Annotated in this window: 23 protein-coding genes; 18 read left to right on the top strand and 5 right to left on the bottom strand. The window is 69.2% G+C overall.

The window, feature by feature from the left end; genetic code table 11:
• Positions 1-29 precede the first annotated feature (29 nt).
• Positions 30-476, bottom strand: a complete 447-nt coding sequence (locus AB0436_RS19220; RefSeq protein ID WP_366469087.1) for a DUF3093 domain-containing protein — start codon at positions 474-476, stop codon at positions 30-32.
• A 58-nt stretch (positions 477-534) separates the two neighbouring features.
• Between AB0436_RS19220 and AB0436_RS19215 the strand changes: the two genes are divergently transcribed.
• The 13 genes from AB0436_RS19215 to AB0436_RS19155 all read left to right on the top strand — a co-directional run bounded on the left by AB0436_RS19215 (position 535) and on the right by AB0436_RS19155 (position 12,062).
• On the top strand, positions 535-1,119 hold the full coding sequence (locus AB0436_RS19215) for a PaaI family thioesterase (protein ID WP_366469086.1): 585 nt from the start codon (positions 535-537) through the stop codon (positions 1,117-1,119).
• Positions 1,116-1,631, top strand: coding sequence for a dUTP diphosphatase (gene dut / locus AB0436_RS19210; protein WP_366469085.1), 516 nt, complete (start codon positions 1,116-1,118; stop codon positions 1,629-1,631). The genes AB0436_RS19215 and dut overlap by 4 nt, the downstream gene beginning before the upstream one ends.
• Position 1,632: 1 nt before the next feature.
• Entirely contained in the window at positions 1,633-2,397 is a 765-nt protein-coding gene (locus AB0436_RS19205; protein WP_366469084.1) for a DUF3710 domain-containing protein, read from the top strand.
• 140 nt (positions 2,398-2,537) lie between these two features.
• Positions 2,538-2,708 (top strand): hypothetical protein, encoded by a 171-nt coding sequence (locus tag AB0436_RS19200; protein ID WP_366469083.1) that lies wholly within the window; start codon positions 2,538-2,540, stop codon positions 2,706-2,708.
• Positions 2,705-2,794: a K(+)-transporting ATPase subunit F gene (gene kdpF / locus AB0436_RS19195; RefSeq protein WP_366469082.1), complete on the top strand. Its 90-nt coding sequence runs from the start codon at positions 2,705-2,707 to the stop codon at positions 2,792-2,794. The genes AB0436_RS19200 and kdpF overlap by 4 nt, the downstream gene beginning before the upstream one ends.
• 6 nt (positions 2,795-2,800) lie before the next feature.
• A complete protein-coding gene (gene kdpA, locus AB0436_RS19190) occupies positions 2,801-4,468 on the top strand; it encodes a potassium-transporting ATPase subunit KdpA (protein ID WP_366469081.1) in 1,668 nt (555 codons plus the stop codon).
• Positions 4,465-6,558 (top strand): potassium-transporting ATPase subunit KdpB, encoded by a 2,094-nt coding sequence (gene kdpB, locus AB0436_RS19185; protein ID WP_366469080.1) that lies wholly within the window; start codon positions 4,465-4,467, stop codon positions 6,556-6,558. The genes kdpA and kdpB overlap by 4 nt, the downstream gene beginning before the upstream one ends.
• Positions 6,559-6,563: 5 nt before the next feature.
• Positions 6,564-7,229, top strand: a complete 666-nt coding sequence (locus tag AB0436_RS19180) for a potassium-transporting ATPase subunit C (protein ID WP_366469079.1) — start codon at positions 6,564-6,566, stop codon at positions 7,227-7,229.
• A 94-nt stretch (positions 7,230-7,323) separates the two neighbouring features.
• Positions 7,324-7,599 (top strand): hypothetical protein, encoded by a 276-nt coding sequence (locus AB0436_RS19175; RefSeq protein ID WP_366469078.1) that lies wholly within the window; start codon positions 7,324-7,326, stop codon positions 7,597-7,599.
• A gap of 30 nt (positions 7,600-7,629) precedes the next feature.
• Entirely contained in the window at positions 7,630-10,197 is a 2,568-nt protein-coding gene (locus tag AB0436_RS19170; protein ID WP_366469077.1) for an ATP-binding protein, read from the top strand.
• Positions 10,194-10,892, top strand: a complete 699-nt coding sequence (locus tag AB0436_RS19165; RefSeq protein ID WP_366469076.1) for a response regulator — start codon at positions 10,194-10,196, stop codon at positions 10,890-10,892. The genes AB0436_RS19170 and AB0436_RS19165 overlap by 4 nt, the downstream gene beginning before the upstream one ends.
• A 75-nt stretch (positions 10,893-10,967) precedes the next feature.
• Positions 10,968-11,318 (top strand): OB-fold nucleic acid binding domain-containing protein, encoded by a 351-nt coding sequence (locus AB0436_RS19160; protein ID WP_365851480.1) that lies wholly within the window; start codon positions 10,968-10,970, stop codon positions 11,316-11,318.
• Between the two features lie 3 nt (positions 11,319-11,321).
• Positions 11,322-12,062 (top strand): DUF3159 domain-containing protein, encoded by a 741-nt coding sequence (locus AB0436_RS19155; RefSeq protein ID WP_366469075.1) that lies wholly within the window; start codon positions 11,322-11,324, stop codon positions 12,060-12,062.
• Positions 12,063-12,181: 119 nt separating this feature from the next.
• Here the strand turns inward: AB0436_RS19155 and AB0436_RS19150 are convergent, their stop codons facing one another.
• On the bottom strand, positions 12,182-12,862 hold the full coding sequence (locus AB0436_RS19150; protein WP_366469074.1) for a TrkA family potassium uptake protein: 681 nt from the start codon (positions 12,860-12,862) through the stop codon (positions 12,182-12,184).
• Complete coding sequence (locus AB0436_RS19145; protein WP_366469073.1) at positions 12,862-13,530, bottom strand: TrkA family potassium uptake protein; 669 nt, start codon at positions 13,528-13,530, stop codon at positions 12,862-12,864. The genes AB0436_RS19150 and AB0436_RS19145 overlap by 1 nt, the downstream gene beginning before the upstream one ends.
• Before the next feature lie 210 nt (positions 13,531-13,740).
• Here AB0436_RS19145 and AB0436_RS19140 point away from each other — a divergent pair, with 210 nt between their 5' ends.
• The 5 genes from AB0436_RS19140 to AB0436_RS19120 all read left to right on the top strand — a co-directional run bounded on the left by AB0436_RS19140 (position 13,741) and on the right by AB0436_RS19120 (position 18,378).
• Complete coding sequence (locus AB0436_RS19140) at positions 13,741-15,822, top strand: APC family permease (RefSeq protein ID WP_366469072.1); 2,082 nt, start codon at positions 13,741-13,743, stop codon at positions 15,820-15,822.
• A gap of 84 nt (positions 15,823-15,906) precedes the next feature.
• Positions 15,907-17,235 carry a TRAM domain-containing protein gene (locus AB0436_RS19135; RefSeq protein WP_366469071.1) on the top strand — a complete coding sequence of 443 codons (1,329 nt, stop codon included), beginning with the start codon at positions 15,907-15,909 and terminating at the stop codon, positions 17,233-17,235.
• A gap of 289 nt (positions 17,236-17,524) precedes the next feature.
• A complete protein-coding gene (locus tag AB0436_RS19130) occupies positions 17,525-17,719 on the top strand; it encodes a ribbon-helix-helix protein, CopG family (protein WP_031089472.1) in 195 nt (64 codons plus the stop codon).
• Positions 17,716-18,108, top strand: a complete 393-nt coding sequence (locus AB0436_RS19125; RefSeq protein ID WP_366469070.1) for a type II toxin-antitoxin system death-on-curing family toxin — start codon at positions 17,716-17,718, stop codon at positions 18,106-18,108. The genes AB0436_RS19130 and AB0436_RS19125 overlap by 4 nt, the downstream gene beginning before the upstream one ends.
• A 39-nt stretch (positions 18,109-18,147) precedes the next feature.
• The gene (locus AB0436_RS19120) at positions 18,148-18,378 is read left to right on the top strand and encodes a hypothetical protein (protein ID WP_366469069.1); all 231 of its coding nucleotides are present in this window, start codon (positions 18,148-18,150) and stop codon (positions 18,376-18,378) included.
• A gap of 142 nt (positions 18,379-18,520) precedes the next feature.
• On the opposite strand, the gene AB0436_RS19115 is transcribed toward AB0436_RS19120, so the two are convergent.
• Both AB0436_RS19115 and AB0436_RS19110 read right to left on the bottom strand, forming a co-directional pair.
• The gene (locus AB0436_RS19115) at positions 18,521-18,688 is read right to left on the bottom strand and encodes a zinc-binding dehydrogenase (protein WP_366469068.1); all 168 of its coding nucleotides are present in this window, start codon (positions 18,686-18,688) and stop codon (positions 18,521-18,523) included.
• Positions 18,689-18,905: 217 nt separating this feature from the next.
• Positions 18,906-19,376 (bottom strand): hypothetical protein, encoded by a 471-nt coding sequence (locus AB0436_RS19110; RefSeq protein WP_366469067.1) that lies wholly within the window; start codon positions 19,374-19,376, stop codon positions 18,906-18,908.
• Positions 19,377-19,692 lie beyond the last annotated feature (316 nt).

The following is a 19,692-nucleotide window of genomic DNA, read 5'->3' as shown; positions in this document are numbered from 1 at the left end:
CCCCGGGCACAGCGGGCCCGCGCCGCGGGTCAGGCAGCCGGCACCGAGGAGAGCGCGGCCTTGAGTCCCTCCGGATCGCGGGTCGAGAGATACGCGTAAGGAGTCGGGTCGGCCGGATCGGTGATCTCCACCCGCAGCGCCGTCGTCACGTAGCTGCGCAGCAGCATGAAGGCCCGCGGATCGGCCTTGTAGGAGCGCCAGGCGATGGTCTCCTCCGCATCCAGCACCGTGGCCTCACCGAGCGCCGACAACGGGATCTTCGCGTCTCCGGCGACCAGCGAGTCCGCTACCACCCGGATCCGCACCGAGCCGTACGAACTCACCACGACGCCCGCCACCGCCGCGCCTCCGACCAGCCCGCCGAGCATCGGCAGGGTACCGAGCGGCAGCAGGATCAGCGCACCCGCGATGCCGACGAGGAGGGCGATCAGCCACCAGGCACGGGGTGCGGTGAGACGTTCTTCGTAAGGCTGCATGCGGTCAAGCTTGGCATGGTGCGGCCGCTGTGTGTTCGCGCGGGTAATGTTCGCGCCTGTGACACGAACATCTGCAGCGCTGACGCCCCCGGCCGACGCCATAGCGCCGGTGCGCCATCCCGAGGCCCCGGCACCCGGAGAGCTTCTCGGGGCGCACTACGCGCACTGCTTCGGCTGCGGCGAGGGTCAGCCGCACGGACTGCACCTGCAGGCGAGGGCCGGCGAGGGCGTGCGGGTGACCGCCGAGTTCACCGTGAAATCCGCCCACCAGGGCGCGCCGGGCCTGGCGCACGGCGGAGTGCTGGCGTCCGCGCTGGACGAGACGCTCGGATCGCTGAACTGGCTGCTGCGGGTGATCGCGGTGACCGGGCGGCTGGAGACCGACTATGTGCGGCCGGTGCCGGTGGGCACACTGCTCCACCTGGAGGCCGAGGTCACCGCGGTACGCGGACGTAAAATTTACTCGAGGGCGACCGGGCGGATCGGCGGCCCGGACGGGCCGGTCGCGGTCCGTGCCGATGCCCTCTTCATCGAGGTCAAGGTCGATCACTTCACCGAGAACGGACGCCCGGAGGAGATCCGGGCGGCGATGGCCGACCCCGACCGGACCAAGCGTGCCCGTGCCTTCGAGGTGAACCCATGAGCCGTGACCCCGTCGACGTACTGATCCGCCGGCTCGATCCCGAGGTGCCGGTCCCGGCGTACGGGCACCCCGGCGACGCGGGGGTGGATCTGGTGACGACCGAGTCCGCCGAGATCGCCCCCGGCGAACGCGTGGTGCTTCCCACCGGGGTGTCTGTGGCGCTCCCCGACGGGTACGCGGCCTTCGTGCACCCGCGATCCGGTCTGGCCGCCCGCTGCGGAGTTGCCCTGGTGAATGCCCCAGGGACGATTGATGCCGGGTACCGTGGGGAGATCAAGGTGATCGTGGTCAATCTCGACCCGCGCGAGAGCGTGCGGTTCGAGCGCTTCGACCGGATTGCCCAGCTGGTCGTCCAGCAGGTCGAGAAGGTGCGCTTCCACGAGGTGGCGGAACTTCCCGGCTCGGCGCGGGCCGGCGGGGGCTTCGGGTCCACCGGCGGCCATGCCGCTGTGGGCGCCACAACGGGTGGGAATCGATACGCTTCGGTCGTATCCGACCGGGAAGGACAGTGACGTGTTCGGACGTCGCAAGAAGAGCGGTTCCGCCGAGGACGCGGCGGACGAGGCCGAGCAGGTCGTCGACGAAGTCGACAGCGAGCGGGCTGACGTGAGCGAGCCGCACAGGTCGAACCTGCCGCCCGCCCCCCGGCCCGACGGTCCCTGGGACAGCTCCGAGGTGAGTGCGGCAGGCGAGGGCCGGGTGGACCTCGGCGGCCTCTTCGTGCCCGGGGTCGAGGGCATGGAGCTGCGCGTGGAGGTCGCCGGTGACGCCATCGTCGCGGCCACCATCGTGCTGCGTGACAGCGCCGTCCAGTTGCAGGCCTTCGCGGCGCCCAAGAAGGAAGGCATCTGGGGCGAGGTACGCGAGGAGATCGCCTCGGGCATCACGCAGCAGGGCGGCATCATCGACGAGGTCGAGGGCCCGCTCGGCTGGGAGTTGCGGGCCCAGGTGCCCGTGCAGCTCCCGGACGGCACCAATGGTGTGCAGCTGGTGCGCTTCGTCGGCGTGGACGGGCCGCGCTGGTTCCTGCGCGGCGTGATCTCCGGCCAGGGCGCGGTGCAGCCGGAGGCGGCCGGCGTGCTCGAGCAGATCTTCCGGGACACCGTGGTGGTCCGGGGCGAGGGGCCGATGGCTCCCAGGGATCCGATCGTCCTCAAGCTCCCCGACGACGCCCAGATGATGCCCGACGGTGTGCAGCAGGAGGACCAGGAGGGCTCGCGCTTCTCCGGTGGCATGGGTCAGCTCCAGCGCGGACCCGAGATCACCGAGGTGCGCTGAGGCGCCGATCCGCAGCGACAGCAGAGGCCGGTGGCCCGCCTTCCCGGACAGGGGAGTGCGGGCCACCGGCCTCTCGCTGTGTCGGTAGCCGGCCGATCCCGCGGGCGTAGGAATCGCGTCAAGGGCGGGTCGCTTGTCGTATGAGGGCCGTCAACGGACGGCTCGGGTGCCGCGCGTGGGGGTTTCCTCGAAGAGTCCGATCCGTCGCACTCTTCCAGGAGCTCACGATGGCCGATGTGGCCTTCGTCGTCACCACGCTCGCGGTCTTCGCGCTGGTGGCGCTCATCGCCAAGGGGGTGGCGAAGCTATGACTGCCGAGAACATCGTCGGTCTGCTCATCGCCCTCGCCCTGCTGGGATACCTCGTCGTCGCCCTGGTCCGTCCGGAGAGGTTCTGAGCCCCGATGAGCCCCGTCCTCTCCGGTGTGCTCCAGATGCTCGCGCTGATCGCGGCGCTGGGCCTGGCATACCGTCCACTCGGCGACCATATGGCCGCCGTCTACGCCTCCGGCAAGCATCTGCGGGTGGAGAAGTGGATCTACCGAGTCATCGGCGCGGATCCGGACACCGAAATGCGGTGGCCGGCCTACCTGCGCGGAGTCCTCGGCTTCTCGCTGGTGAGCGTGCTCTTCCTCTACCTGATGCAGCGCCTGCAGGGTTCCCTCCCGGGTTCGCTCGGCTTCTTCTCGATCGCCCCGGCGCAGGCTTTCAACACGGCCGCGTCGTTCGTGACTAACACCAACTGGCAGTCGTACTCCGGCGAGCAGACCATGGGCCACGTCCTGCAGACCGGTGGTCTCGCGGTGCAGAACTTCGTCTCGGCCGCGGTGGGCATGGCTGTCGCCGTCGCACTGGTACGGGGCTTCGTCAGGTCTCGTACCGGTGAACTGGGCAACTTCTGGTCGGACCTGGTCCGTGGCACCGTTCGCATTCTGCTCCCGATCGCCGTGGTCGCCGCGCTGGTACTGGTCGCCTGCGGCGTCATCCAGAACTTCTCCGGAATCCACCAGGTCGGCCAGTTCTTCAGCGGGCACACCCAGCAGTGGAACGGTGGCGCCGTCGCCTCCCAGGAGGCCATCAAGGAGCTGGGCACCAACGGCGGCGGGTACTTCAACGCCAACTCCGCCCACCCCTTCGAGAACCCGAACGGCGGGTCCAACCTCCTGGAGATCTTCCTGCTCCTGGTGATCCCGTTCGCGTTGACCCGCACCTTCGGCCGGATGGTCGGCTCCGTCAAGCAGGGCTACGCCATCCTCGCCACGATGGTGACGATCTGGATCGGCTTCACGGCCGTGATGATGTGGACCGAGTTCCATCACGGGGGCCCCGCCTTCACCATCGCGGGCGGCGCCATGGAAGGCAAGGAGGACCGTTTCGGCATAGCCGGCTCGTCGATCTTCTCGGTGGCGACGACGCTCACCTCGACCGGAGCGGTCAACTCCTTCCACTCCTCCTTCACCGGTTTCGGTGGTGGCATCACGATGCTCGGTATGCAGCTCGGTGAGATCGCGCCCGGCGGCGTCGGCTCCGGCCTCTACGGAATGCTGATCATGGCGATCATCGCGGTGTTCATCGCGGGACTGATGGTCGGCCGTACACCGGAGTACCTGGGCAAGAAGATCGGCACCCGTCAGATCAAGTTCGCGGCCTGCTACATCCTCGTCACCCCGGCGCTGGTGCTCGGCTTCGCGGCAGCCGCGATGGCTCTGCCCACCCCGGCGCACTCGATGACGAACTCCGGCGCGCACGGCTTCTCCGAGATCCTCTACGCGTACACCTCCGGCGCCAACAACAACGGCTCGGCCTTCGCCGGGCTCAACGCCGACACCCAGTGGTTCAACAGCACCCTCGGAATCGCGATGCTGCTCGGCCGCTTCGTGCCGATGGTGTTCGTGCTCGCGCTGGCAGGTTCCCTCGCCGAACAGCAGCCGGTGCCCGCGACCGTGGGCACGCTCCGTACCCACAAGCCGCTCTTCGCCGGCCTGCTGGCCGGCAGCATTCTCATCGTCACCGGCCTGACCTACTTCCCCGCGCTGGCGCTGGGACCGCTCGCCGAGGGGCTGGCGTCATGACCACACTCCCGAAGCAGGACGACCTGAAACGCGACCCGGCCGGCGACAGGATCGAAGGGCGCGTCGGGGGTGGACTGTTCGACGCGGGGCAGCTGATCAGATCCTTCCCGGACGCGGTCAGGAAGCTCGACCCGCGGACGATGATCAAGTCACCTGTGATGTTCGTGGTCGAGGTCGGCTCCGTCCTCACCACCGTGCTGGCCCTCCGGGACCCGGGGGACCGGTTCGGCTGGGCGATCACCGGCTGGCTCTGGCTGACCACGGTCTTCGCCAATCTGGCGGAGGCCGTCGCCGAGGGCCGCGGCAAGGCCCAGGCCGACACGCTCCGCAGGGCCAAGAGCGACGCGGTCGCGCGACGGCTGACCGGCTCGGCCGAGGAGCAGGTGCCCGGCACCGGACTGCGGGTCGGGGACCTGGTGGTCTGCGAGGCGGGCGACACCATCCCCGGTGACGGCGATGTCGTCGAGGGCGTCGCCTCGGTCGACGAGTCGACGATCACCGGTGAATCCGCCCCCGTCATCAGGGAGTCGGGCGGCGACCGCTCGGCTGTCACCGGCGGTACGAAGGTGCTGTCCGACCGGATCGTCGTGCGGATCACGACCGAACCGGGGGACACCTTCATCGACCGGATGATCAGGCTCGTCGAGGGCGCGGCGCGGCAGAAGACGCCCAACGAGATCGCGCTGAACATCCTGCTCGCCTCGCTCACCGTTGTCTTCCTGCTGGTGGTCGTCAGCCTCCAGCCGTTCGCGAGATACGCGGGCGCCGAGCAGTCGCTGATCGTGCTGACCGCTCTGCTCGTCTGTCTGATCCCCACCACCATCGGGGCGCTGCTCTCCGCGATCGGTATCGCGGGCATGGACCGTCTGGTGCAGCGGAACGTCCTGGCCATGTCGGGCCGTGCGGTGGAAGCCGCCGGGGATGTCTCCACGTTGCTGCTGGACAAGACCGGCACCATCACCCTCGGCAACCGGCAGGCCGCTGAGTTCGTACCGGTCAGGGGCGTCACGGAGGCCGAACTCGCCGACGCGGCGCAGCTGTCCTCGCTGGCCGACGAGACGCCGGAGGGCCGCTCGATCGTCGTACTCGCCGAGGCGAAGTACCACCGGCGCGAACGGAACCGGGGTGAGCAAGCCGGCGCCGACTGGGTGGCTTTCACCGCCCGGACCCGGATGTCGGGCGTCGACGTCGCGGGGTGCCGGATCCGCAAGGGCGCGAGCGGCTCGGTCATCGCCTGGGTCGAGGAACGTGGCGGCGCGGCCACGCCGGACGTACGACCGCTCACCGAGGCCATCTCCCAGGCCGGTGGTACGCCGCTGCTGGTCGCGGTCGAGGACGCGCACGGGGCCAGGGTGCTGGGCGTCATCCACCTCAAGGACGTGGTGAAGCCGGGCATGCGGGAACGGTTCGACGAGTTGCGACGCATGGGTATCAAGACCGTCATGATCACCGGGGACAACCCGCTGACCGCCAAGGCGATCGCGGACGAGGCGGGCGTCGACGACTTCCTCGCGGAGGCGACCCCCGAGGACAAGATGGCGCTGATCCAACGCGAGCAGGCCGGCGGCAAGCTGGTGGCGATGACGGGCGACGGGACCAATGACGCCCCCGCGCTGGCCCAGGCGGACGTCGGGGTGGCCATGAACACCGGAACCTCGGCCGCCAAGGAGGCCGGGAACATGGTGGACCTGGACTCCGACCCGACCAAGCTGATCGAGATCGTGGAGATCGGCAAACAACTGCTGATCACCCGGGGCGCGCTCACGACCTTCTCGATCGCCAACGACGTCGCGAAGTACTTCGCGATCATCCCCGCGATGTTCGTGGCGGCTTATCCGGGTCTGGACCGGCTCAACGTCATGCACCTGTCCTCCCCCGAGTCCGCGATCCTCTCCGCGGTGATCTTCAACGCGCTGATCATCGTCGCACTGGTGCCGCTGGCGCTGCGGGGCGTGCGGTACAAGCCGACCGGCGCCGACCAGATGCTCCGCCGCAACCTCGGGATCTACGGACTCGGCGGTCTGATCGCACCGTTCATCGGCATCAAGATCATCGATTTGCTCCTCTCCCTTCTCCCTGGCATCGGGTGACCATCGTGAACAACTCCGTGCGCGGCACCGGGCGGCTGCTCTGGGCCTGCCTGCGTGCCCTCCTCGTACTGACCGTCGTGTGCGGCGTCATCTATCCGATCGCCGTCACGGGCGTGGCCCAGGCGTTCTTCAGCCACCGGGCCAACGGTTCCGAGATCACATCGGACGGCAGGAGCGTGGGGTCGTCACTCATCGGGCAGCGGTACGACCTGCCGCTGCAAGGCGGCAGTCATACGCCGGCCCCCGACCTCCGCTGGTTCCAGCCGCGCCCCTCCAACGGACTGAGCACCAACAGCGTCAACACCCGTTACAAGCTGATCGTGTCCGGCGCGACCAACCGCGCCGGTGACAGCGCCGAACTGATCGAGTGGGTCAAGGACGCGAAGGCGGCAGTCATCAAGGACAACTCGGTGAAGGGCTACCGGGTCGCACCGGCGGAGGTGCCCGCCGACGCCGTCACCTCGTCCGGCTCCGGTCTCGACCCGGACATCTCCCCGGCGTACGCCAGGATCCAGGTGCACCGGGTCGCCGAGCGGAATCACCTCACGGTGGCGCGGGTCCACAAGCTGGTGGCCGACCACACCACCGGCCGGCTCCTCGGCTTCGCCGGTGAGCCCCGGGTCAACGTCCTCGAGCTCAACATCGCGCTCAAGCAGTTGGCCGATCGCTGACGAGCGGGCGGCTCCGATGCTCCCCGCCATTGCCCGCCGAGGCGGCGTCCGACCATACTGACGCCCGTCCGGCAGGACCGGGCGGGGAGTGACCATGGCCGAGGACACCAGCGGACACAGCGGTACGGCCGTGGCCGGAACCCGGTCGCCGTGCCCATGGTGCGAGTGGAGCATCTGCACCGCTCGTACGGCGGCCGGGGCCTCCGCCGTCCACGCGCTGCCCGCCGGAGAGCCCACCGGCCAGCTGGACGCGGGCGCTTCGTCGACCAGGCTGACCTGGACCAGGCGCCGACCGGTCTCAGAAGCCGGTGTCGGAAGCCGGTGTCAGAAATACGTCAAGACGATCACCGGTCACCCGGTCCGCCCGTAATGTCGTGATCCGTGGCCGTAAGGTCGTCGTATGGCACGCGGCAAGCTTCGGATATTCCTCGGTGCGGCACCGGGTGTGGGCAAGACCTACGCCATGCTGTCGGAGGCTCATCGCAGGGTGGCACGCGGCACGGACTGCGTCGTCGCCTTCGTCGAGCACCACGACAGGCCTCGCACCGAAGTGATGTTGCACGGCCTCGAGCAGATCCACCGCCGGGAGATCCACTACCGGGGTGGCGTGTTCACCGAGATGGACGTGGACGCCGTCCTGGACCGCGCGCCCGCCGTTGCCCTGGTGGACGAACTCGCCCACACCAATGTGCCCGGCGCCGGCAACGCCAAGCGCTGGCAGGACGTCGAAGCCCTGCTGCAGGCCGGTATCGACGTGGTCTCCACCGTCAACATCCAGCACCTGGAATCGCTCGGCGACGTGGTGGAGTCGATAACCGGCGTGCGCCAGCGGGAGACCGTCCCCGACGAAGTGGTCCGGCGGGCCGACCAGCTGGAGCTTGTCGACATGTCGCCCCAGTCGCTGCGCCGGCGGATGGCCCACGGCAACGTCTACCAGCCCGACAAGGTCGACGCGGCGCTGTCCAACTACTTCCGCCCCGGCAACCTCACCGCCCTGCGCGAGCTCGCGCTGCTCTGGGTCGCCGACCGGGTCGACGAATACCTCCAGCAGTACCGCGGCGAGCACAACATCCGCTCCACCTGGCAGGCCCGCGAACGCATCGCCGTGGGGCTGACGGGCGGCCCCGAGGGCCGCACGCTGATCCGCCGGGCGGCCAGGATGGCGGCCAAGGGCTCCGGCAGCGAGATCCTCGCCGTCTATGTGGCCCGCAGCGACGGCCTGACCTCGGCGTCCCCCAGGGAACTCGCGGTGCAGCGGACCCTGGTCGAGGACCTGGGCGGGACCTTCCATCACGTCATAGGGGAGGACATCCCGTCCGCGCTGCTGGAGTTCGCCCGTGGGGTCAACGCCACCCAGATCGTGCTCGGCTCCAGCCGCCGCAAGACCTGGCAGTACGTGCTCGGTCCCGGCGTCGGCCAGACGGTGGCCCGTGACTCCGGGCCCGACTTGGACGTCCACATCGTTACCCACGAAGAGGTCGCCAAAGGGCGCGGGCTGCCGGTGGCCCGAGGGGCGCGGCTGGGGCTGGCCCGGATCGTCTGGGGCTGGCTGGCCGGTGTGGTCGGCCCGGTGGTCCTCACCGTGCTGCTGACCAACATCAACGCGGACCTCGGCCTGGCCAACGACATGCTGCTGTTCCTGACACTGACCGTGGCGGCGGCGCTGCTGGGCGGTCTGCTGCCGGCGCTCGCCTCGGCCGCCTTCGGGTCCCTGCTGCTGAACTACTTCTTCACCCCACCGCTGCATCTGCTGACCATCTCCGACTCCAAGAACATCGTGGCCATCGCGGTCTTCGTGTCGGTGGCCGTGGCAGTGGCCTCCGTGGTGGACCTGGCGGCCCGGCGTACCCATCAGGCGGCCAGACTGCGGGCCGAATCCGAGATCCTGTCCTTCCTGGCCGGCAGCGTGCTGCGCGGCGAGACCACGCTGGACGCCCTGCTCGAGCGGGTACGGGAAACCTTCGCCATGGAATCCGTGGCACTCCTCGAACGCAAGAGCGACGTCGATCCGTGGACCTGCGCGGGCAGCGTCGGTCCACGGATCGACGCGCGCCCCGAGGATGCCGACGTGGACATGCCGATAGGCGACCACATGGCACTGGCGCTCACCGGTCGGGTGCTGCCCGCGGAGGACCGGCGCGTACTCGGCGCTTTCGCCGCCCAGGCAGCCGTCGTACTGGACAGACAGCGCCTCGTCGACGAAGCGGAGGGCGCCCGCAGGCTCGCCGAGGGAAACCGCATCCGGACCGCCCTGCTCGCCGCCGTGAGCCACGATCTGCGGACTCCGCTGGCCGCCATCAAGGCGGCCGTCACCTCGCTGCGCTCCGACGACGTCTCCTGGTCCGACGAGGACGAGGCAGAACTGCTCGCCGGCATCGAGGACGGCGCCGACCGGCTCGACCACCTGGTGGGTAACCTCCTCGACGTCTCCCGGCTGCAGACCGGCACCGTCACCCCGCTGATACGTGAGATCGACCTCGACGAAGTGGTGCCGATGGCTCTCGGCGGGGTCCCCGAGGGCAGCACCGAACTCGACATCCCGGAGACCCTGCCGATGGTGGCGGTCGACCCCGGACTTCTGGAGCGGGCCGTCGCCAACATCGTCGAGAACGCCGTCAAGTACAACCCCGGAGAGATCCCCGTCACCGTGGCCGCCAGCGCGCACGGCGACCGCGTGGAGCTGCGCGTCGTCGACCGCGGCCCGGGCGTCCCCGACGAGGCCAAGGAGCGGATCTTCGAACCCTTCCAGCGCCTCGGCGACGCCCCGCGCGGGGTGGGCATCGGCCTCGGTCTCGCGGTGGCCCGCGGCTTCACCGAGGCGATGGGAGGCACGCTGGACGCCGAGGACACCCCCGGCGGTGGCATGACCATGGTCCTCACACTCAAGGCCGTCACGGGGCAGACTCCCGTGCGGTCGGCAGAGTCGGCACAGCCGGCATCGTCAGCAGAAAGGCGACTCTCCCTATGACCCGGGTGCTCGTGGTCGAGGACGATCCGCAGATCGTGCGCGCCCTTGTGATCAACCTGAAGGCCCGCAAGTACGAGGTGGACGCGGCGTCCGACGGCGCCACCGCGCTCCAGCGCGCCGCCGCCCGCCACCCCGACGTGGTGCTCCTCGACCTCGGCCTGCCCGACATGGACGGGGTCGAGGTCATCAGGGGACTGCGCGGCTGGACCAGAGTGCCGATCCTGGTGCTCTCGGCCCGGCACACCTCGGACGAGAAGGTCGAGGCGCTGGACGCCGGCGCCGACGACTACGTCACCAAGCCCTTCGGCATGGACGAGCTGCTCGCCCGGCTGCGCGCGGCGGTGCGCAGGGCCGAGCCGGTCGGGCCCGGATACGGCACCGGCGAGGACGCGGTCTCGCTGGTCGAGACCGCGTCCTTCACGGTCGACCTCGCGGCCAAGAAGGTGCACCGGGACGGCCGCGACGTGCGGCTGACACCCACCGAGTGGCATCTGCTGGAGGTACTGGTGCGGAACACCGGCCGCCTGGTCGGACAGAAGCAGCTGCTCCAGGAGGTCTGGGGACCCTCCTACGGCACCGAGACCAACTACCTGCGCGTCTACATGGCCCAGCTGCGCCGCAAGCTGGAGGCGGACCCCGCGCACCCCCGGCACTTCGTCACCGAGCCCGGTATGGGGTACCGCTTCGAGCGCTGAACCCCGGAGTTCCGGTACAGGGATCCCCGGTACGCTTCAGTTATGAGTGCTAAGCCGTCCGGCCGCTTTCGTCGGATGATCGACCGGCTGTCGACCTCGCAGGAGGAACTGCACTCCGCGGAGCTGCAGGAGGACACGCAGGCCACGGGGTGCAGCCGGATCTCCGAGTGCAACGACCGCCAGATCGTCAAGGTGACTGGTACCTTGCGCACGGTCACTCTGCGCCCCCGGGCCGGTGTGCCCGCTCTGGAGGCCGAGCTGTTCGACGGCACGGCCCCGCTGGACCTGGTGTGGCTGGGGCGGCGCTCCATCGTGGGCATCGAACCCGGCCGCAAGCTGATCGCCTCCGGCCGGATCTCGATGAGCCACGGCCGGCGGGTGTTGTTCAATCCCAAGTACGAACTGCGACCGCTCGGACAGGAGTAGCCGGTGACGTCTGGTGACAAGCCGACCACAACCGACCAGGACACCGATACCAGAGCCGTCACGGAGGCGGCTCTTTTCGAGGCCTTCGGCGGCGTGCGGGGCATGGTGGAGACCGTGCTTCCCGGCCTGCTGTTCGTGACCATATTCACGATCAACAAGGACCTGCGCTCGTCGGCGATCGCCGCGGTGGCGGTCTCGCTGGTGCTCCTGGTCGTACGGCTGGCCCGCAAGGACACCGTCAAGCACGCCTTCAGCGGTATCTTCGGGGTCGCCTTCGGCGTGGTATTCGCCATGATCACCGGTAACGCCAAGGACTTCTACCTCCCCGGCATGCTCTACACGCTGGGCCTGGCAGCCGCGTACATCATCACCGCTCTCGTGGGCTTCCCGCTGATCGGTGTGATTCTCGGTCCGGTGTTCAAGGAGAACCTCTCCTGGCGCGACCGCAATCCCGGCCGCAAGAAGGCCTACACCAAGGCCAGTTGGGCCTGGGGGCTGATCCTGCTCGCCAAGTGCGCCGTACTCTTCCCGCTGTACTGGTGGGCCGACACCGCGCAGTTCGGCTGGGTGCTGATCACGCTGAAGATCCCGCCGTTCCTGCTGGCGGTCTATCTGACCTGGGTCTTCCTGGCCAAGGCGCCCGCTCCCATCGACGTGTTCGCGGAGATGGAAGCAGAGGAGCAGGCCGAGAAGGCCGCGAAGGAGGCCCGCAAGGCCGCCGAGGCGCAGCAGAGCGAGGCGTAAACAGCGGCGCGCGTCAACAGCGGCGCGGCGACCGCAGAAGGGCCCGGGAACCGCAGTCAGGTTCCCGGGCCCTTCACATCCGCGTACCGGCCGCTCGGTCACGGGCCGGGTGCGCCCGCTCAGCCGGCGGCGTCTTCCTCCCGCCGCACCGACAGCAGGTCCTCCAACTGCTCCTCGCGCGCCTGCGCGGCCACGAACAACAGCTCGTCGCCCGGCTCCAGCGTCTCCTCCAGGCTCGGCGTCAGCACCCGGGTACCCCGGATGATGGTGACCAGCGAGGTGTCCTCCGGCCAGGCCACCTCGCCGACCTGGGTGCCCGCCAGCGCCGACTCCGGCGGCAGCGTCAGCTCGACGAGGTTGGCGTCGCCGTGGCTGAAGCGCAGCAGCCGTACGAGATCGCCGACGCTCACCGCCTCCTCGACCAGCGCCGACATCAGCCGCGGCGTGGAGACCGCGACATCGACGCCCCAGGACTCGTTGAAGAGCCATTCGTTCTTGGGGTTGTTGACCCGGGCCACCACCCTGGGCACCGCGTACTCCGTCTTCGCGAGCAGCGAGACGACGAGGTTGACCTTGTCGTCACCGGTCGCCGCGATCACCACATTGCAGCGCTGCAGCGCCGCCTCGTCCAGCGAGGTGATCTCGCAGGCGTCGGCCAGCAGCCACTCGGCCAGCGGCACCCGCTCCACCGAGATGGCGGTGGGGGCCTTGTCGACCAACAGGACCTCGTGCCCGTTCTCCAGGAGCTCGCCCGCGATGGAACGTCCCACCGCGCCGGCCCCGGCAATAGCCACCCGCATCAGTGACCGCCTTCCTCGGGGCCCTGCGCGAAGGCCGCTTCGACCTTCGCGACCTCGTCGCTGAGCATCATCACGTGCACCAGATCACCCTCCTGGAGGACAGTCTGGGAAGTGGGCAGAGTCGCCTCACCCAGTCGCGTGAGAAACGCGACGCGCACACCTGTCTCGTCCTGCAGCTGGCTGATCTTGCGACCGATCCACGCCTCCGACGCGTGCACCTCGGCGAGCTGCACGGTACCGCTCGGGTCGCGCCACAGCGGCTCGGCGCCGGACGGCAGCAGCCGCCGCAGCATCTGGTCGGCGGTCCAGCGGACCGTGGCGACGGTGGGGATCCCCAGCCGCTGGTAGACCTCGGCCCGGCGGGGGTCGTAGATCCTGGCGGCGACGTTCTCGATGCCGAACATCTCGCGGGCGACCCGCGCGGCGATGATGTTGGAGTTGTCCCCGCTGCTCACCGCGGCGAACGCACCGGCCTCCTCGATCCCTGCCTCGCGGAGGGTGTCCTGGTCGAACCCCACTCCGGTGACACGGCGGCCGCCGAACCCGGCGCCCAGGCGGCGGAAGGCCGTGGGGTCCTGGTCGACGACCGCGACCGTGTGCCCCTGCTGTTCGAGGGTCTGCGCGAGAGCGGCTCCCACTCGCCCGCAGCCCATGATGACGATGTGCACGACCGTCCTTCCACCCGTCCGTAAATGTTCGGTCATAAATGTTCCGCCGGAAAAAGTTCCCGCCGGGGAATAAAGGGTCTCAGACGCGGGCCCAAGCTACACACGCACGGTGCCGGTGAGGAGCCCCGCGGGTGCCCCGCTCGGAGATTCCGCCGGAACCGGGGGGTGCGGGGTGGGCGCTCTGGATATCGAACGCTTACGATCCTCACCGTGTCCAAACTGACCGACGTGCCCAAACGCATCCTGATCGGCCGGGCGCTGCGTAGCGACAAGCTGGGAGAGACCCTTCTCCCCAAGCGCATCGCGCTCCCCGTCTTCGCCTCCGACCCGCTGTCGTCAGTGGCGTACGCGCCGGGAGAGGTGTTGATCGTCCTCTCCCTCGCGGGTGTGTCGGCCTATCACTTCAGCCCGTGGATCGCGGTCGCTGTCGTGGTGCTGATGTTCACGGTGGTGGCGTCCTACCGCCAGAACGTGCGGGCCTACCCGAGCGGCGGCGGTGACTACGAGGTCGCCACCACCAACCTCGGGCCGAAGGCCGGGCTCACCGTCGCCAGCGCCCTGCTGGTGGACTACGTCATGACCGTCGCGGTGTCGATCGCGTCGGGGGTCGAGAACCTCGGCTCGGCGGTCCCCTTCGTCGTCCAGCACAAGGTGCTCTGCGCCGTCCTCATGATCGTCCTGCTGACGCTGATGAACCTGCGCGGCATGAAGGAGTCGGGGAAGCTCTTCGCCATCCCGACCTACATCTTCGTCACCGGCGTCTTCATCATGATCATCTGGGGTGCCTACCGGGGCCTGGTGCTCGGCGACACCATGCGAGCGCCGACCGCCGGGCTCACGGTGCACACCGAGCAGACCGGCCTCTCCGGGTTCGCGCTGATCTTCCTGCTGCTCCGGGCGTTCTCGTCCGGTTGCGCGGCCCTGACCGGGGTGGAGGCCATCAGCAACGGCGTACCGGCCTTCCGCAAGCCCAAGAGCAAGAACGCGGCGACCACGCTGGCCATGATGGGCCTGCTGGCCGTCACCATGTTCTGCGGCATCATCGTGCTGGCCATGACCACCGACGTAAAGATGGCGGAGAACCCGGCGGTCGACCTGCTCAGGCACGGCGTCGCGGTGGGTTCCGGCTTCACCCAGGACCCGGTGATCTCCCAGGTGGCCGCCGCGGTCTTCGGCGAAGGCACGTTCTTCTTCGTGGTGCTGTCGGCCGCCACCGCGCTGGTCCTCTTCCTGGCCGCCAACACCGCGTACAACGGCTTCCCGCTGCTCGGCTCGATCCTCGCCCAGGACCGGTACCTGCCCCGCCAGCTGCACACCCGCGGTGACCGGCTCGCCTTCTCCAACGGCATCGTGTTGCTGGCCGGCGCGGCCGCCCTGCTGGTCGTGATCTACGGCTCGGACTCCACCCGGCTGATCCAGCTCTACATCGTCGGCGTGTTCGTCTCCTTCACGCTCAGCCAGATCGGCATGGTGCGGCACTGGAACCGCCACCTGGCGACCGAGCAGGACCAGTCCAAGCGCCGCCACATGATCCGCTCGCGCGCGATCAACGCCTTCGGCGCCTTCTTCACCGGACTGGTGCTCGTCGTCGTCCTGCTCACCAAGTTCACCCACGGCGCCTGGGTCGCCGTGATGGGCATGGCGATCTTCTTCCTGACGATGACCGCGATCCGCAAGCACTACGACCGGGTTTCCGAGGAGATCGCGGCGCCCGACGAGCCGTCCGACGACAGCCTGCGCCCCTCCCGCGTCCACTCGATCGTGCTGGTCTCCAAGGTCCACAAGCCGACGCTGCGCGCACTCGCCTACGCCAAACTGATGCGCTCCGACCATCTGGAGGCGCTCTCGATCGGCGTCGACCCGGCCGAGACCAAGGCGCTCAAGGACGACTGGGAACAGCGCGGCATCAATGTGCCGCTGAAGATCCTCGACTCGCCGTACCGGGAGATCACCCGCCCGATCATCGAGTACGTGAAGGGGCTGCGCCGCGAGAGCCCGCGCGATGTCGTCTCCATCTACATCCCGGAGTACGTGGTCGGGCACTGGTACGAGCACATCCTGCACAACCAGAGCGCCCTGCGGCTCAAGGGCCGGCTGTTGTTCACCCCGGGTGTGATGGTCACATCGGTGCCGTACCAGCTGGAGTCCTCGGAGCTCGCCAAGCAGCGGGCGAAGCGGCGGGCCGACTGGATCGCCCCCGGTTCGGTACGGCGCGGCCCGGTGAGCCAACGGCCGAAGGAGCCCAGTGGTCCGCCGGCCCCCAAGGGCAGGAACGGTGGGACCGGCGACTGACCGGTGAGCGGCCGGGCAACACCGACGTAGACTGGTCGGTCGTTGTCCGGCTGTTTTCTTCTTATCCTCTGGAGTCCCCCCGCCATGCAGACAGAACCCACGTCATCGCTGGTCGGGGAGGAGTACGAGGTCGAGGTCGGCCCCGTCGCACACGGCGGCCACTGCATCGCGCGTAACGCCGAGGGCCGCGTCCTCTTTGTCCGGCACACGCTGCCCGGCGAGAAGGTCCTGGTCCGGGTGACCGACGGCGACGAGAGCTCCCGCTTCCTGCGCGCCGACGCCATCAAGATCATCGAGGCGTCCAAGGACCGAGTCGAGGCCCCCTGCCCGTACGCCGGCCCCGGAAAGTGCGGTGGCTGTGACTGGCAGCACGCCAAGCCGGGCGCCCAGCGCCGGCTCAAGGGCGACGTGATCGCCGAACAGCTCCAGCGCCTCGCCGGTCTCACCCCCGAGGAAGCCGGCTGGGACGGCACCGTGATGCCCGCCGAGGGCGACAAGCTGCCCGCGGGCCAGGTGCCCGCCTGGCGCACCCGAGTCCAGTACACCGTGGACGAGCAGGGCCGGGCCGGGCTGCGTAAGCACCGCTCGCACGAGGTCGAGGTCATTGAGCACTGCATGATCGCGGCGCCGGGCGTCAGCGAACTCGGCATCGAGAAGCGCGAGTGGCCGCAGCTGGCCTCCGTGGAGGCCATCGCCGCCACCGGATCCAACGACCGCCAGGTCGTCCTCACCCCGAAGCCGGGCGGCCGGCTGCCCCTCGTGGAGCTCGACAAGCCGGTCTCGGTCCTGCGGGTCGAGGAGCGCGACGGGGGAGTGCACCGCGTCCACGGCCGCCCCTTCGTCCGCGAGCGGGCGGACGAGCGCACCTACCGCGTCGGCATGGGCGGCTTCTGGCAGGTCCACCCGCAGGCGGCCGACACCCTGCTCAAAGCCGTGATGCAAGGCCTGATGCCCCGTAAGGGCGACTCGGCCCTCGACCTCTACTGCGGTGTCGGCCTGTTCGCCGGTGCGATCGCCGAACGCGTCGGCGAGCAGGGCGCGGTGCTCGGCATCGAATCCTCCAAGCGCGCCTGCGAGGACGCCCGCCACAACCTCAAGGACCTGCCCCGGGTCCGCATCGAACACGGCAAGGTCGAGGCGGCCCTGCCCCGCACCGGCATCACCGAGACCGACCTCATCGTCCTCGACCCGCCCCGCGCCGGTGCCGGCAAGCAGACCGTCAAGCACCTCGCGGGCCTCGGCGCCCGCCGCATCGCCTACGTCGCCTGCGACCCGGCTGCGCTGGCGCGGGACCTGGCGTACTTCCGGGAGGGCGGGTACCGGGTGCGGGTGCTGCGGGCGTTCGATCTGTTTCCGATGACCTCGCACGTGGAGTGCGTGGCGATCCTCGAACCGGCGGGCAAGGGTTCCTGACCTGCACTTCTGTTGTCCGGGTGGGTCGCTCGACCTGTTTCCCTCTGTGCAGCGGTTCGAGCGGGGGATTGATCTTTGAACCTTGCTGACCTGCGGGTTCGTGAGGGAGGTGCCTGCATGGACGACGCATACAGAGGGGCGTTCGGAGATTCTTGACGCTCGGGTGACGCTCGAAGCGGAAGTCTCCGCTGCACCTCCGCCCCCGCCGCGAGCCACCATCTCAGGCCGCGCGTTGCCAGGGAACGCGACTCGACCGCGCACTGTGATACCGGTCAGGTATCATCTATGCATGGCGATGACACTTCGGCTCCCCGACGACCTCGACGCGAAGCTCACCGAGCGGGCTCGTCGGGAGAGGCGCAGCAAGCAGGAACTTGCCATCGAGGCCATCCGTGACGCCCAGGACCGGGCCGAGCTGAAGGTCGATGACGTCCTGGCCGAGCTGATGGACAGCGATGCGGAGATCCTGGACTACCTGAAGTGACCGACGTGCGCTACGTCCAGATCGACGAGATCCTGGCCATCGCCCGCACGGTCAACGGAACCGAACACAGCGTGCGTGACATGGGTCTTCTCGTTTCGGCGATCGAGCGGCCCCGGACCAACGTGTTCGGTGCCGAGCTGTACCCCACACTCCACGAGAAGGCCGCGGCGCTGCTGCACTCCGTCGCACGCAATCACGCGCTGATCGACGGCAACAAGCGCACTGCCTGGCTCGCCATGCGCGTCTTCCTGCGGTTCAACGGCGTGAGCGCCGGTAATGTCCCGCCACCAGTCTCCGTTGCTGGCCCGTTCGTCGAGGATGTCGCGCAGGACACCATCGACGTACCGGCCATCGCCAAGCGCCTGGCGGCCTGGTTCCCCATTTCCTGACGTTCGACGATGTGAGGATGCGGGGCGGAATGAGGTTCCGTGAGCGGTGGTGGCTCTTCGCTCGACGGCCCGGAGGTGGCTCTGGCCGCCGTCGGCCGTCTCGAGGACGAGTTGGCCGAATATCACGCCTACCATGCGACCCGCGCCGACCTGCTGCGTCGGCTGTGCCGTGGTCAGCAGTCGCGCGCGGCCTACGACAAGACCATCGAGCCGACGAGCAACACGGCCGAGACCGCCTACCTGACCCGCCGACGCGACCAACTGCGGTAGCGCCCACGGACCTCGGTCGAAACCCCGCGCAGCGGTGGCCGCCCCCGGGCGCCTTGTCCCTGCATCCCTGCTCTGCCGACGATCGAGCGTGCGCGGGACTCCCTCCGTCCTCCCACCCACCCCCGGCCTGCACGCTCGCCGGCTATCTGATCTTGATGATCACCTTTCCGAACGGGCTGGCCGATGCGTAGTACCCGTACGCCGCCGCGGCTCGTTCGAACGAGAACGTCTGGTCGAGGACTGGTCGGAGCCGATGCGCGGTGATGACGTTGTTCATCGCGATGAACTGTGCGCGACTGCCGACGGCCAATGCGCGGATCGTAGCTGCGGCACCGAACTGCAGACGAGGGTCGATCGGTGGCCAGTTGCCGGAGAGGGACCCGACGAAGGCGATGCAGGGGCGTGTTCCGTGCCCAGTCGGAGCAGGCGGGCGGCGTCCCCGCGGTGCACGCATGAGCGTGGCCTCCTTTGCCCCCGCAGGGGCACGAGATCGACGGTGCGGTGCGGTGACGCACCGCTGGTTTGGACTACGCGCTCCGGCGGGGGCGCCGCGTCGCGGTGACCACGACCGCGCCGACCAGGAACACGATGAGGGCGGCAGCACGCAGGGCAGTTGTGGCACCGTCGGTGAACGCCTCGGTGATGGCCTGGTGGTCCGTGGGCGCGAGAGCGAGTGCTTCCTGGACGGTGTGCGGGGCGGGCCGGTGCGCGCTGAGCGCCTGGGGAAGGTGGCGGGTGAAGCCCGCGGTCAAAACGGTGCCCACGACCGCCACCCCCAGGGCGCTGCCCAGCTCGCGGGTGGCCGACTGCAGGCCACCAGCGATTCCCGCTCGTTCCACCGGCACCGCGGAAGCGATCTGCGCGGTCAGGCTGGGAGCGGCCAGCATGATGCCGAGTCCGATCACCACCAGGCCAGCCGCATACACGGGGTAGGGGCGGTCCGCTGCGAAGGCCAGCACGAGCAGGCCGGCGCTGGTGAGGGAAAAGGCGGCTGACAATGTGAGGGGCACTCCCGCCCGGCGTATCAGCGCGGGCACCTGCTGCACTGATCGGCCCTGCCTTCTTCCACATCCTGTCCGGGCGTCCAGCGGGGGACCTCGACACAGCACGGCTGGTGCAGCAGTTCCTGCAAATCTTGGGCGCCGGCTGAGAGGTGCGGCGCGAGGCCACAAACAGGCAGCTCCTGGGCCGGAGTTGCCGACGGCGTTCGGGATGGACGCACCGCTACACCGGGCTGACGGCTGTGTCTGGTGCCTGCACTCCAGGTCGCTGCCGCCCGCGGCGGGAGGAACCTTTCGGCAGGCCCTGCCGTGC

Source organism: Streptomyces sp. NPDC051322 (assembly GCF_040689485.1).
Lineage (GTDB): Bacteria > Actinomycetota > Actinomycetes > Streptomycetales > Streptomycetaceae > Streptomyces.
Note: the sequence above shows the minus strand (reverse complement) of the source record. Positions and strands in the feature narration are given on the sequence as shown.